This window comes from Burkholderia arboris (genome assembly GCF_038723655.1).
Classification (GTDB): Bacteria; Pseudomonadota; Gammaproteobacteria; order Burkholderiales; family Burkholderiaceae; genus Burkholderia; species Burkholderia arboris.
In genome coordinates, this window is the sequence record NZ_CP109821.1 from 1,296,972 (window position 1) to 1,309,814 (window position 12,843).

Annotated in this window: 11 protein-coding genes; 3 read left to right on the forward strand and 8 right to left on the reverse strand. The window is 64.8% G+C overall.

From position 1 onward, the window contains the following. Positions 1-15: 15 nt before the first annotated feature. A complete protein-coding gene (locus OHZ10_RS06155) occupies positions 16-2,394 on the reverse strand; it encodes a TonB-dependent receptor (RefSeq protein ID WP_342703946.1) in 2,379 nt (792 codons plus the stop codon). A gap of 262 nt (positions 2,395-2,656) precedes the next feature. Here OHZ10_RS06155 and OHZ10_RS06160 point away from each other — a divergent pair, with 262 nt between their 5' ends. Continuing rightward, positions 2,657-3,649 (forward strand): ATP-binding protein, encoded by a 993-nt coding sequence (locus OHZ10_RS06160; protein WP_059235160.1) that lies wholly within the window; start codon positions 2,657-2,659, stop codon positions 3,647-3,649. 126 nt (positions 3,650-3,775) lie between these two features. Next, on the forward strand, positions 3,776-5,242 hold the full coding sequence (locus OHZ10_RS06165) for a M81 family metallopeptidase (RefSeq protein ID WP_059235158.1): 1,467 nt from the start codon (positions 3,776-3,778) through the stop codon (positions 5,240-5,242). A gap of 33 nt (positions 5,243-5,275) precedes the next feature. On the opposite strand, the gene OHZ10_RS06170 is transcribed toward OHZ10_RS06165, so the two are convergent. The 7 genes from OHZ10_RS06170 to OHZ10_RS06200 form a co-directional block, all read right to left on the reverse strand. Further along, positions 5,276-6,937, reverse strand: coding sequence for a serine hydrolase domain-containing protein (locus OHZ10_RS06170; RefSeq protein ID WP_174992032.1), 1,662 nt, complete (start codon positions 6,935-6,937; stop codon positions 5,276-5,278). 9 nt (positions 6,938-6,946) lie between these two features. Then, complete coding sequence (locus OHZ10_RS06175; RefSeq protein WP_342703950.1) at positions 6,947-7,996, reverse strand: dipeptide epimerase; 1,050 nt, start codon at positions 7,994-7,996, stop codon at positions 6,947-6,949. Further along, positions 7,989-9,212 carry an MFS transporter gene (locus tag OHZ10_RS06180; RefSeq protein WP_342703951.1) on the reverse strand — a complete coding sequence of 408 codons (1,224 nt, stop codon included), beginning with the start codon at positions 9,210-9,212 and terminating at the stop codon, positions 7,989-7,991. Before OHZ10_RS06180 ends, OHZ10_RS06175 begins: the two co-directional genes overlap by 8 nt. A gap of 162 nt (positions 9,213-9,374) precedes the next feature. Next, positions 9,375-9,803 carry an ExbD/TolR family protein gene (locus OHZ10_RS06185; RefSeq protein WP_059235150.1) on the reverse strand — a complete coding sequence of 143 codons (429 nt, stop codon included), beginning with the start codon at positions 9,801-9,803 and terminating at the stop codon, positions 9,375-9,377. Positions 9,804-9,831: 28 nt separating this feature from the next. Then, complete coding sequence (locus OHZ10_RS06190; protein WP_059235148.1) at positions 9,832-10,263, reverse strand: ExbD/TolR family protein; 432 nt, start codon at positions 10,261-10,263, stop codon at positions 9,832-9,834. A gap of 3 nt (positions 10,264-10,266) precedes the next feature. Next, complete coding sequence (locus OHZ10_RS06195) at positions 10,267-11,055, reverse strand: MotA/TolQ/ExbB proton channel family protein (protein WP_059235145.1); 789 nt, start codon at positions 11,053-11,055, stop codon at positions 10,267-10,269. A gap of 55 nt (positions 11,056-11,110) precedes the next feature. Beyond that, entirely contained in the window at positions 11,111-11,746 is a 636-nt protein-coding gene (locus OHZ10_RS06200) for an energy transducer TonB (protein WP_059235143.1), read from the reverse strand. Positions 11,747-12,072: 326 nt separating this feature from the next. Here OHZ10_RS06200 and OHZ10_RS06205 point away from each other — a divergent pair, with 326 nt between their 5' ends. Then, entirely contained in the window at positions 12,073-12,831 is a 759-nt protein-coding gene (locus tag OHZ10_RS06205) for a response regulator transcription factor (protein ID WP_342703952.1), read from the forward strand. The last annotated feature ends 12 nt before the right edge of the window (positions 12,832-12,843 follow it).

A 12,843-nucleotide genomic window follows, 5' to 3' on the forward strand; every position in this document is an offset into this window, starting at 1 on the left:
AGTTATCCATATGAATTAGAACGGAACGGTAAGCGCCGCGCCGATCGTGCGGGGCTGAATCACGCTGACGAGCGCCGGGCCGCCGAGCGGCATCAGCGACGTACCGGCCGCGATCAACGCGCGACGGTCGAGCAGGTTGCGAACATAGAACGCCAGGCTGAACTTCTTGAAGTCCACACCCGCTTGCAGATCCGTGATTGCATAGCCTGGCAACGGGTAGTCCGGCCGGCCGGAGCTGGCGTCGAACCCGCTATGGCGCCGACCGACAAAGCGCTGGGTAATACCCGCATACGACGGATACCCGTGTGCGGTGAACAGATAGGTGCCCGAGAGTGTCGCGGCGAACCTGGCCGAGTTCGGCAATGGCGCGCCCGCAGTCGTACCCGCGCTGGCATTGCCTGTCGTCAAGCTGGCGTCGATGAGCGACAGGTTCGCACTGAAGTTCCAATGCGGGCCGGGGCGGAACGTGCCGGAGAACTCCAGGCCCTTGATTCGCGCGTTACCGGCGTTGATGACCTGGTTGACGCCGTCGACAGTGCCGAGCTGCTGGATATTCTTCCACTCGATGTCGTAGACAGACGTCTCCAGCGATAGCCGCTTGTCGAACAGATCGGCCTTGTAGCCGGCCTCATAGCTCCACAGCGTGTCGGGCGCGAAGGTCGGGCTACCCGCCGCGCGTACGCCGGTGAGGGGATCGATCAGCAGTGCATTCGGGCCACCGGGCCGGTATCCGCTGGCGATGCGGACATACGCATTGCTGTTGGAAGTCAGCGCATAGCGCGCGGTGAACATGTAGGTCTTGCTGGTGTCCGACGACGGCGCCGAGACGGTCTGTGTCGGGCCGGCAAGCGTACCGGAGGTCGTCTGGTCATAGGTCTGGGTGTTGTGCGCGATCCGGACGCCGCCGGTCAGCGAAAGACGCGGCGTGAGGTGATAAGTCAGGTCGCCGTATGCCGCGTACTCGTTGTACGTGCTGGGCGCCTGGATCTCCGACAGGTTGGGGCCGGGCGTGCCGTCCGGCAACGTCGTCAGAAAGCCCTCGTTCAACGTGCTGCGCTCGTGCGTATAGAAGAGTCCGGCCAGCCACTCGAGCCGCCGGTTGCCCGGGGAGGTCAGGCGAAACTCCTGGGTAACCTTGTTCGTGGTGGCGACATCCTTCGCCACCACCGAGCCCAGGTTCAGCCCCTGGGCGGCAAACAGCGGCCCATAGACGCCGGTCAGGTCTTGCGGCGCGCTCGAGTTGATTCTTTGATACGACGTGATCGAGTTCAGGCGCGCCCAGCCGAGTTCGTATTCCACCCCGGCCGAATAGAGTTGAATGTTCTGGTGAAAGGGTTGCGGGGCGAACTGTTGCGTTGTCAGGTCCCCGCGGACAGGCTGCCCGTCGGGGCCGTATTCAACGTAGTTCGGATCGTTGCGGTTGATGTTTTGCGAGACCGCGGTCAACCGGACCGTCAAATCCCTGGTCGGCGTCAGTAGCAACGACGCGCGGGCACCGTAAGTGTCGCCGCGATCGATGTGGGAGCCGGCCACGGGGCCCATTGCGTCGACATAACCGCCGTCGTGCTGCCCGAAGACGGAAACGCGCAGCGCAGCAACGTCGGTCTTCAGCGGGATATTCAACGCTGCGTTGGCCGTTCCGCTCACGCCGCCATGCGCGGTTCCCGACACGCCGGTGCCGACTTGCCCGGAAAATTGCCCCGAGTCCGGTTCGTTGGTCACGTATTTCAGCAGGCCGCCCATCGCACCCGCGCCATACAACGTGCCCTGCGGACCCCGCAGGATTTCAACGTGATTGAGGTCGAGCAGGCTCATGTCGAGCGCGAACGTTGCACTCTGGGAGAACAAGGTGCTGCCGCCGAACGCGACGTCGTCGATATACATGCCGACCGTCGGCCCTGTCTGAATGCCTGTCGTCACGCCGCGGATACTGACCTGACCGGAACCGCTGCCGCCACTGGCGTTCAAGTCGACACCCGGCTCCGAGGACAGATAGTCGGACATCGTTTTCGCGCCGCTCTTCTGCAGTTCGTCGGCCGAAAGCACATTGACCTGCATGGGTACTTCGCGAGCCGGTTCACGTCGGCGTGTCGCGGTAACCACGACGGTATTGAGCGTCGCGCCACCTTTGCCTTGCGCCTTCGACATCTCGGCTGCAGGGGCATTCGGCACCGCGGTGCCGGACGCAGTGGCAGGCGTCGCAGCGGACGCCGCATCGGGCGCGGCGATCTGTTGAGTCTGCATGGGCGTTTGCGCCTGTTCCTGCGCGTGGACGCCCAACGATACCAGCCCGAATACCGGTCCGACGAAGAGGGGGGCGTAACGCCCGCCGTGCCGCAGCGGTAGCGTTGCCGAAACCGCCGTGTGCTTCGTCCGGTTTTTCATCTTCACCATTGTCTCCTCCTGATTTTGCGATCTACTGAACGCGGTGCCGCGTCGCGCAACTCAGGGTGAACGGTAAGTGCCGGTTATTTCTGGTTCATGTGGCGTTTGTATCGTCGCTGATACAAACGATCGGGGAGGGCGAAGAGCGGACAGGCAGGCAGATGGAGCGGACCCGGGACGACGACTTGTTTCGGGTTTGCAATAAAGGGCACACATGGCGCCTACATTCACGGGTAATAATTGAAACTATCGCTCGCTGTCGGCCAGGACCATGCACAGACCCCGCTTCGATTCAGCCTTCTACCGCCTGTTTTTCGTGATGATCTCGATCATCCTCGTGATGCAGATCAGTGCCGGCCTGCTGCTCTTCAAGCTCTACAGCACCGCTCCGTTCAAACCGCCTCCCGGGATGAGCGCATCGTTGCAGTGGGGCGCCGCCGTGATGATCCAGGTCATGCCGGCACTGATCTCGTCATGGATCGGCGCGCGCATGCTGGCCGCTCCGTTCCGCTCGCTGGCCGTAGGGGCCGCCGAGTTGTCGAGGAATATCGATGCGCCGCCCATCGAGGAAATCGGCCCTGTCGAGGCGCGTCAGGCCGCCAGCGTGTTCAACACGATGCAGGCGTCGCTGCGGCGGCAAATGAGTGAGCGCAACCGCTTTCTTGCCGCCGTGTCGCACGATCTGCGTACCCCGCTGACACGCATGAAGCTGCGTCTTCGATCCGCTCAGGATACCGAATTGAGTGAGCGTCTCAGAGACGATATCGACGAGATGACGCAGCTTCTGGAGGCGACCCTGTCGTTTCTGCGCAATGAAGAAGTGGTCGAGGCGTTCAGTCCGGTCGACATCAATGCACTGGTCGATGCAATCGCGGAGGATGCGGCCGAACACGGTCAAAAGGTGACGATCAGCGGCGAGGTGCCGCCGATATCCGCTCAACCGCTCGGCCTCAAACGCTGCCTGACGAATCTGGTTGCCAATGCGATCCGATACGGCGAGGACGCGCACATCCGTCTGTTCGACGCACCGTCGTGTGTGCGCATCCAGATAGCCGATCACGGCCCGGGCATACCGGAGTCGCAACTGGAGCGGGCCCTGGAGCCGTTCTACCGGGTGGAAAGTTCTCGCAACAGGAACACGGGCGGGACGGGGCTGGGCCTTGCCATCGCGAACGACGTCGTGAAACGTCACGGCGGGGAACTGGTGTTGCGCAACGGGACGGAAGGCGGGCTGGTGGCACAGGTCACGTTGCCGCGTCGATAGGGCGGGCGGCCGGGGCGGCCGTCGGCGCAGCTCTGTTTCACGCTTGATACAGATTGCTCACAAAGCGGAAACAGCGCGTGCTTATAGTCGTTTCACGTCCTTCAATCCTATTCGGCAGACTTCACCATGAAGCTATATACGGCCCAGCTTTCGACCGAAACCAATACATTCGCACCGTGCCCCACCGGTTGGGGCGGCTTCGAAGAGAGCACCGTCTTTCACGGCGACGCGAGTTTGCGCGAGCCTGACGGCATGGGTCACGTGCTCGCGGAAGTGCGGCGCCTCGCGGAGGGTGACGGCCATGAAATCGTTGAAGGTCTGTGTGCCGAAGCCCAGCCGTCCGGCCGCACGATTCGTGCGGTCTACGAGTCCCTGAGGGACGAAATTCTCGGTGGCGTAAAGGCCGCGTTGCCGTTGGATGCCGTGATCCTGCTGCTGCACGGAGCGATGGTGGCCGAGGGTTACGACGATTGCGAGGGTGAACTGCTTGCCGGCGTTCGCGCGGTTGTCGGACCGGACGTTCCAGTGCTGGTCACGCTCGACCCGCACTGTCATTTCACGCAACGGATGAAGGCATCGGCAGATGTCCTGATTGCTTACAAGGAGTATCCGCATATCGACGCCATCGACCGGGCGCGCGACGCCTACCGGTTGGCGCTCGATATGGCGGCAGGACGCATCCGTCCGACGATCGGCGTGTCCGACTGCCGGATGGTCGGCGCCTGGCACACGACGAGCGAACCGATGGCGGGGTTCGTCCGGCGCATGCAGTCGCTCGAAGGACACGACGGCGTGCTGTCGGTGTCGCTCGGCCACGGGTTCCCGTGGGGCGACGTGCCGGAAGCCGGCGCGAAACTCTGGGTGGTGACGGACAACGATCCCGTCAAGGCCGAGGCGCTGGCGGCGCAACTGGCGCGCGAGTTCTGGGAACTGCGCGACGCGACCGCCCCCGCATGGCTCGATATCGATTCCGGACTGGATCGTGCGCTGGCCGTCGAGGGCGGCCCGGTCGTGCTGGCGGATGTCGCGGACAATCCCGGCGGTGGCGCGCCGTGCGACAGCACGTTCATCCTGCGTCGCGTGGTCGAGCGACGGATTGCCGATGTCGCGATCGGGTGCTTCTGGGATCTCGGTGCCATTCAGATTTGCAGGGACGCCGGTGTCGGGGCAACGCTGACTCTGCGCATCGGCGGTAAATGCAGTGTGTACTCCGGGGACCCGGTGGACCTGCGCGTCACCGTGCGCGGTGTGGTCGAGCATCATGCGCAAAGCATCATGGGTCTCGAGCAGCCGCTTGGCCGCGCGGTGTGGGTAGAGGCCGACAACGGGCTCGACATCGCGCTGATATCGGTTCGCACCCAGGTGCTGGGCGTGGACGCATTCACTGGCCTTGGCATCGACTTCGCCGGCAAGAAGCTGGTGATCGTGAAATCGACGCAGCATTTTCAAACCGATTTCGCGCCGCGCGCGAAGGCCGTGTTTCATATCGCTGCGCCAGGCGCGCTCTCGACGGATTTTGCCGGACTGGACTATCGGCATCGTGATCTCAACTACTGGCCGCGCGTGTCGAATCCGTTTGCGACGGGGATGTGAAACCTGGCCGGCGCCGTTCGGCGCCGGCACGCATCAGGCGTCGGCGTGCAGCCGTGTGAAGGCCAGATGCCGGGTACGCGGAGTATCGACGCGCAGGCCGGTGATGTCTGCGCGCGTCGGGTCGCGCGTCAGCGTGACGATCCCGGTCATGATGTCCATGGGATCGGCCGGTACCAGCCCGAACACATCGTGGGCGACCGGCGTGAGGCGGTAGTCGCAACGGCCCACCGCGCCGTGCATGCGAAGGAAGAGTGCGTTGTTGTCGAGTCGAATGACCGCGCGGGCATTGGCGTCGTGGCTTGCGAATGTGCCGGACATCGCGGCGACGAGCGACGGCGACACCTCCGGCGCTTCGTCGAGTCGTACGAACGTCTCGACATGGCCGCAATGCACAATGCGCAGGCTGGCGGGATCGTCCGGCGTGCAAGACGATCCCCAACGCACTGCCAACGGCCCGTCTCCGCCCGCTTCGACCTGGACGTCGTTCAGCGCATCGGCGCTATCGTAGAGCGTCATCGACGGCCTGGGGCAAAGCGGTCCCGTCAATACCAGGGCGCCTTCACGATCTTCCAGTGCATACACGGCGCTGGTGCTGGACGACCGGTAGCTGCCGAGGCGCGCGACATGGTCGGCGGCGCGCGCCGCGACAGGTGGGCCATCGCTGCCAAGCTCATCCGCGAGCACGATGTCGACGACACGCTTCGACAGTTCGAGCGGCGCGTCGAGCGCGCCGTTGCCGAGCAGTATGACGTCGAGCCCGTGCGCCGCCGACACGAGCATCTGGCAAGTCCCGCCGACGACACCGCCGGAATGGTGGATCAGCTCGACACCGCGATAGCGGCTCTGCGTGAGACCCAGCGAGTATTGGCTGCGCTGACCGCTGGAGAATACGGGCAACGCCAGCATCTGGATCCACGTATCGGCGTTGCCGACAATCTTGTTGCTGCATCGCAGGTGGGCAGTCCATCGCAGCATGTCATCGACGGTCGACACGATCGAGCCTTCACCGAGCACGTCCCATGACGGAAAGATGCCGCGCCGGAATCCACCGTTGCCGTCCGGAACATGCATGGTCGCGATACCGTGCCCGATCGTCATGTCGTTGGGCACGCACGCGGTGTCGCGCATGAGCATGGGGTTGAAGACATGCGTCGTGAGGAAGGCGTCGAACGGCATCCCGCTCGCGCGTTCGACGGCGAGCGAAAGCAGGTGATAGCCGCCGTTCGAATACATCATGCGTTCCCCCGGCGGGAAGTTTTCGTCGCGTTGACGTTGCTGCGAGGCCAGGAGTGCGCCATGCGGCGACATGGCGAGACCTTGCGTCAGCAGTGCGAGATCCAGTGCGCATCGCTGCCCGCCGCGATGCGACATCAACTGCCGCAGCGTCGGCAGGCCGGCGGCCGGCGGCAGCTCGGGCAGATACGCGCCGATGGGGGTGTCGGCGTCGAGAACGCCGTGCTCGCACAGGAGCAGCACGGCGAGGCAAGTGAAATGCTTGCTGACCGAGCCGATACGCATGCGCGTGGCCGGTGTGTTGGCGATGCCGTGTTCGAGGCTGGCCATGCCGAAACCGCGTCGATACAGCAACTGGCCGCGATGGACGATGCCGGCGATCAATCCGGGGGCATCGGCGCGACGATAACGCGTGAACAGCGCGTCGAGCTGCATCGTCGTGGTGAGTGAATCCGAGGTCATGTCGATGGCTCAGCGTGAGGAATCCGTGGCGCTCGCGTGCTCCCAGACCTGGGGCGGACAGTGCAGCAGGCCGTCGACGTACGCGACACCTGGCTCGCGATCGCGCGCGAGGAAGATCGGTCCGTCGAGATCGACGTGATCGCACTGTTGCCCGAGCAGAAAGGCGGGAGCGACCGCCAGCGAGGTGCCGGCCATGCAACCGACCATCACGGACAAGCCCGCTTCGCGTACCCGCGCGGCCAGGTCGAGCGCGCGCGTCAGGCCGCCGCATTTGTCGAGCTTGAGGTTGACGATGTCGTAGCGGCGCGCGACGGCGGGCAGGTCGCCGAGATCCTGAAACGATTCGTCGGCCGCGAGCGGGATCGGACAATCGATCTGCTCGAGACAGGCGTCCGCACCGATCGCAAACGGCTGTTCGAGCATGCGAACATCAAGCTGTTGCAACACGGGGATCATCGCGTCGAAGTGCGCGTGCGACCAGCCCTGATTCGCGTCGACGGCGAGCGGTACGTCCGGGCGCACCTCACGGATTGCCGCGAGGCGCGCGGCGTCGGCGGCGCTGCCGTCCAGCTTGACCTTCAGCGCCCTGGCGTGGGGCAGTCGTTGCGCGGCCGCGGCCATTGCGTCCGGCTTGTCCACGCCGATCGTCATCGTGGTCAGCAACGGGCGAGGCGCGGCGAGGCCGGCCATGCGCCAGACCGGCATGGCGTGCTGGCGCGATTCGAGCGCCCACAATGCCGCATCGATCGCATTGCGCGCGCCGCCGTTCGGCAATACGTCGAGCAACTGCGCGCGCGTGATGCCCGCTTCGATCGACATTCGGACGCTTTCGATTTGCGCGACGATGGATTCGGGTGTCTCGCCAAGATAAAAGACCCCGGAGGCTTCGCCGTTGCCGGCGTGGCGTCCGTCGTCGATGGTCACGCTCACGAGGCGGGCGGCGTCGATGACGTGGCCGGTGATATGGAACGGCGCAGCCAACGGCCAACGTTCGATGCGCAGCGAGAGGGAGAGCGTGCGGGGCGGCATGGGAGCGGGAGAAAGATGAGCGTTACGCATAGCGTTCGATTGCCTCGCGGACACCGCGGCCGGCTGCGCGCATCAGGATGCAGGCGGCAAAGAAGCCGAATGCCGCGACACAGACGATCGACCACAGCAAGCCCTGGCTGAACGCATGCAGACGATCCGACATGAAACCGATAAACACGGGGCTGCCGGATTGCACGACGATCGACGTCAGCGCGCCAATCGCCGCCACGCGCGAGCGCAGGTGCGCGGGGCAGATGTTCTGCATGATGGTGGGAAACAGCACCATGCCTGCGACCATGCAGGCGAGCTGCACGCCGAAGAGCGCGTAGACCGGCGTGAGGGAGCCCACGGCCAGATAGAGGAACGACAGGCCACCGGCGACCAGCGCGCCACATTCGCAGACACGCAGTGGCGCGAGCACGCCGAAGCGCGCTTTCATGCGGCCGGCAACGAGGCCGCCGAGCACGCAACCCGCGATACCGCCGGCCATCGCCGCCACGCCCATGCCGCCGCCGGCTTCGGCCGGCGTCGCGCCGAAGGTTCGCACCGCCACGACCGGCATCCACGTCGCCACGCCGCCGAACGACAGATTGACCAGTCCGATGGCGCCGAAGAACTTGAGCATCATGATGGCTTCACGCCGGAAGTAGACCGGTGCGGACGGCAGCGGCGCGGAAGGCCGATGACGACCGGCGGATGCTTCCGTGTCGCCATGCCTTCCGGGTCGAATCAGCAGAATCAGCACGACCAGTACGGGGGCAGGCAACGCAACGGCAAAAAACGCGAGCCGCCACGGCGCGAGATCGGCGAGCCCGGCCGGTAACGCGCCGTGCACCGCCGCGATGCCGTGCATCAGTGCGCCGCCGAGCGCCATCCCCGCCCCTGCGCCCAACAGGTTGGCGAGCGCGAAGATTGCATTGGCGAGCACCCGCTGGCGGGCGGGGAAAAGATCGGGAATCAGGCCGTAGATCACCGGCACCAGTCCGGCTTCGCCGATCCCCAGCCCGACGGTGGCGATGAACAACTGCCAGAAGTGGGTGGTCATGCCGCAGATTGCGGTGGCAGCGGTCCAGACGAGAACACATGCTGCCAGCACCGCACGGCGGTCCAAGCGATCGGCGACCCAGCCGATCGGCAACGAAGCGACGCCCGCGAACAGCGCGATGCCCGCGCCTTGCATCAGGCCGATTTGCGTGTCGGTCAACCCGAAATCGTGGCGGATAGGCTCCGTCAGCAGGATCAGCATCTGACGGTCGACGAACGCGAAGAACGCCACGATCACGAGAATCGCCAGACCGAACCACGCGAGCGGCCCGGCGGGTGAATCCGACGGCGGGTGTTGGCCCGCCACGGGGGCGGGCACGTCGAGGTTGGAGTCGAACATGAGGGCTCTGTGATGAGGAAGCGGTTACTGCATGAACTGCTCGTTACCCACGAGCCCGATGCGGGTCGCGCCGAGCCGCTGCGCGGACGCCATGACCATTGCGACAGCGCGATAAGGCGCCGCCTTGTCGGGCCGCAAATGCAGTTCGGTCGGCGCGGGGTTGGCGGCCACGTCGCGCAATCGCGTTTCCAGTTGCTCGCGCGAACCCAGCGTCTCGCCATTCCATGCGATGGCGCCGTCGGCCGCGATATCGATCTGCACCACGGGCGGTGTCTGCCGTTGCGACGGCGGCGTGCCGGACGGCATGTCCAGCTTGACCGCGTTCGTCTGAACGGGAATGGTGAGGATCAACATGATGAGCAGGACGAGCATCACGTCGATGAGCGGCGTGGTGTTGATCTCGATCATCACGTCGGCTTCGTCGGCGCTGCCGGTGGGCATCGTCATTGCCATCTCGGGACTCCTTGTCGGTGTGGATGGATCATTGGCGCGGTGGCGGTTCGGTGATGAAGTCGACCTTGACGATGCCCGCCCGCTGGCAGGCAAACACGACCCGGCCGATGGCGGCGTAGCGCGCGTCGAGATCGCCGCGGATGTGGACTTCGGGTTGCGGCGATTGCACCGCGACCGCCTTGAGTTTCTCGACGAGCGTTGCCGCGTCGGGCACGCGCCGTTCGTCCCAGAACACGTCGCCTTCCTTCGTCACCGCGAGAATCACGTTCTGCGGGGTCGTTTGCAGCGGCTGCACGGTCTCCTTGGGCAACGTGACCGGCACGGTGTGCGATACCACCGGAATCGTGATGAGGAAGATGATCAACAGCACCAGCATCACGTCGACCAGTGGCGTCGTGTTGATGGACGACATGGTCTCGTCGTGATCGTCGCCGTCGCGGGATCCTGTGGTCATGGCCATGGTTCACCCCACGCGGGAGAGGGCAGCGGCCTTGGTCGCGGCGGCGGCCCCGGCCGTGGTCGTGCCGGTCAGGATGACGATGTGCAGTTCCGTCGAAAACCCGCGCACGCGTTCCATCACGGCCTTGTTGCGGCGCACGAGCCAGTTGTAGCCGAGCACGGCAGGCACGGCGACGGCCAGGCCGATCGCGGTCATGATCAGCGCTTCGCCGACCGGCCCCGCGACCTTGTCGATGGAGGCCTGGCCCGCGATGCCGATGGCAGTCAGCGCGTGATAAATGCCCCACACCGTGCCGAACAGGCCGATGAACGGCGCGGTCGAACCGACGGTGCCGAGAAACGCGAGGCCGTCCTGCAAGCGGCTCGAGACTGACGTGGTCGCTCGCTCGATGGCGGCCGCGACCCAATGGTTGAGGTCGACCTGTTCGAGCAGCGCGCCTTCGTGGTGGTCGAATGCTGCGAGGCCTGTTTCGGCGATGAAGCGGAACGGACTGCCGGTGTCCAGTTGACGCGTGCCTTCGCCGAGATTGGCCGCCTTCCAGAAACCCTTCTCTGCCGCCTTCGCGCGGCGCAGCACCCGCGTTTGCTCGAGCAGTTTCGCGACGATGATGTACCAACTGCCCATCGACATGACGACCAGAATGAGCAGCGTGCCGCGCGCGATGAAGTCCCCGCCTTTCCAGAGCGCATCGAGGCCGTAGGGGTTCGTCACCGTATCGGTGGCGGCGTGGGCGGCGCTGGCCGCGAGGAACAGGGCCGTCACCAAGGCGGCCTTGCGGGTACGGTTGATCATGAATGTCTCCTGAAATGCGTTGGCATGAAAAAAGGAACGGCGGTCGCGGGCGCCTTCAATCGAGCTTGAAAGAGAAGGGCACTTGCACGCGGACTTCCTCGCCCTGAGCGACGCAGTGGAACTGTCGAACGGCGTTTTCTGCTGCCCTGTCGAGAACGGGCGCGGCTGACTGGGTCACGCTCAGGTCCTTGACGTTGCCGTCGGTGCCGACCACGAACGTCACGACGACGTCGCCGGTCAGGTTGTCCTTGAGCGCTTCACGCGGATAGCGAATCGCGGCGCGGACTTGTGTCGAGTTGGGACACACCACGCCGACGCTCGTCGACACCGGCGCGGCAGCGGCGGGCGGCGCCGGCGGCGCGACGGGGGCTGACGGCGCAGGCGTGGCCGACTGCGTGGCGATCGCGTTCGGCGATGGAGGCGCGGCGACATGCACGTCGGGCGGCGGCGCGAACGGCGGCGGCGGTGCGACGTGCTTCGGCGGTGGCGGCGCGATCCGCTTCGGTGGCGGTGGTGGGGGCGGCGGCTTGATCTCTTCGATGATTCGCGTCTCGATCGGCTGACGAATCACGTCCACGACTTTCGTCGCGAGACCGGTGAGCAATGCGTAGACGATCGCCGCGTGCAATCCGACCACGAAGGCGATGCCGCCAATGCGCCGGACCGGTGGCTTGGGTTGTGCGTAGTTCATGTCCCGCGTGTCTCCTGCGTCGAGATGACTTGGGAGCCACGTTAAAACCCGGGCATTTCTGTTTCATATCGGCTTTGTATCCGCGCTGACACAAAGTCTTTCCGGTTGGGCAATATCGCGGCACGACGCGCAAAACCAGACGGGGCGGCACAGGCGGACGACGCGCGGGAGCGCGTCTCCGGGAAAATACCGGGCGGGTTATCCATGACGTGAATCCTCGTCAGGCGTCCCGATTTCTCCGCATGACCTTGCGGGACAAGGTGCGGGGGCAATTATTTCAAGGCCGCAACAATTCGTGCAAATAGCCCTTATATTGGCGGGCAATAATGAGTGCGGGGCACACCTCACCGCCGCAACATCGGAGACAAGACGCCGTGAACAAAGCGATTCGTATTCTCGTCGTCGACGACGACTCGCAGATTCGCAGCCTGTTGTGCGACTGCCTTGCAGACTTCGGCATGACGACCGAGCAAGCCGGCACCGGCGCGGAAATGCATCTCGCGCTCGGCGAGGGCGGCTTCGATCTCGTGGTGCTCGACCTGATGCTGCCGGACGACGACGGCCTCAATCTCTGCCGCGAGATTCGTGCGACTTCGGAAATTCCATTGATCATCCTGACCGCGCGCGGCGAGATGACCGACCGGATCGTGGGGCTGGAACTGGGGGCCGACGACTACATCGTCAAGCCGTTCGAGCCGCGTGAACTGGTCGCGCGCATCCAGACGATCCTGCGCCGCGTACGCGCGCAAACGCAAGGCCGGACGCGGGCGCAGGAGGAAAGCCGCTTCGCCGGATGGCGGCTGCATCAAATCGGCCGTCACCTGATTGCTGCCGACAATACGGTCATTCCGTTGTCGAACGCGGAGTTTCGCCTGCTCAACGCCTTCCTTGCCGCGCCGGGGCGTGTGCTGAGCCGCGAATACCTGATGGATACCGCTCGCGGCAAGTCGATCGACACGTTCGACCGCAGCATCGACGTGCAGATATCACGCTTGCGTCAGAAGTTGCGCGAGGACATCAAGGAGCCGCGCCTGATTCGTACGATTCGCGGGGAAGGCTACATGCTGGATGTGGGGCATCGTTAGGTGTGCGTGCGG

Bases quoted from the DNA above. Each gene is read 5' to 3' on its own strand.
- OHZ10_RS06170 (WP_174992032.1), bottom strand. From the start codon at position 6,937: ATGACCTCGGATTCACTCACCACGACGATGCAGCTCGACGCGCTGTTC.
- OHZ10_RS06160 (WP_059235160.1), top strand. From the start codon at position 2,657: ATGCACAGACCCCGCTTCGATTCAGCCTTCTACCGCCTGTTTTTCGTG.
- OHZ10_RS06195 (WP_059235145.1), bottom strand. From the start codon at position 11,055: ATGATCAACCGTACCCGCAAGGCCGCCTTGGTGACGGCCCTGTTCCTC.
- OHZ10_RS06185 (WP_059235150.1), bottom strand. From the start codon at position 9,803: ATGGCAATGACGATGCCCACCGGCAGCGCCGACGAAGCCGACGTGATG.
- OHZ10_RS06165 (WP_059235158.1), top strand. From the start codon at position 3,776: ATGAAGCTATATACGGCCCAGCTTTCGACCGAAACCAATACATTCGCA.
- OHZ10_RS06175 (WP_342703950.1), bottom strand. From the start codon at position 7,996: ATGCGTAACGCTCATCTTTCTCCCGCTCCCATGCCGCCCCGCACGCTC.
- OHZ10_RS06190 (WP_059235148.1), bottom strand. From the start codon at position 10,263: ATGGCCATGACCACAGGATCCCGCGACGGCGACGATCACGACGAGACC.
- OHZ10_RS06155 (WP_342703946.1), bottom strand. From the start codon at position 2,394: ATGGTGAAGATGAAAAACCGGACGAAGCACACGGCGGTTTCGGCAACG.
- OHZ10_RS06200 (WP_059235143.1), bottom strand. From the start codon at position 11,746: ATGAACTACGCACAACCCAAGCCACCGGTCCGGCGCATTGGCGGCATC.
- OHZ10_RS06180 (WP_342703951.1), bottom strand. From the start codon at position 9,212: ATGCTGATCCTGCTGACGGAGCCTATCCGCCACGATTTCGGGTTGACC.
- OHZ10_RS06205 (WP_342703952.1), top strand. From the start codon at position 12,073: ATGAGTGCGGGGCACACCTCACCGCCGCAACATCGGAGACAAGACGCC.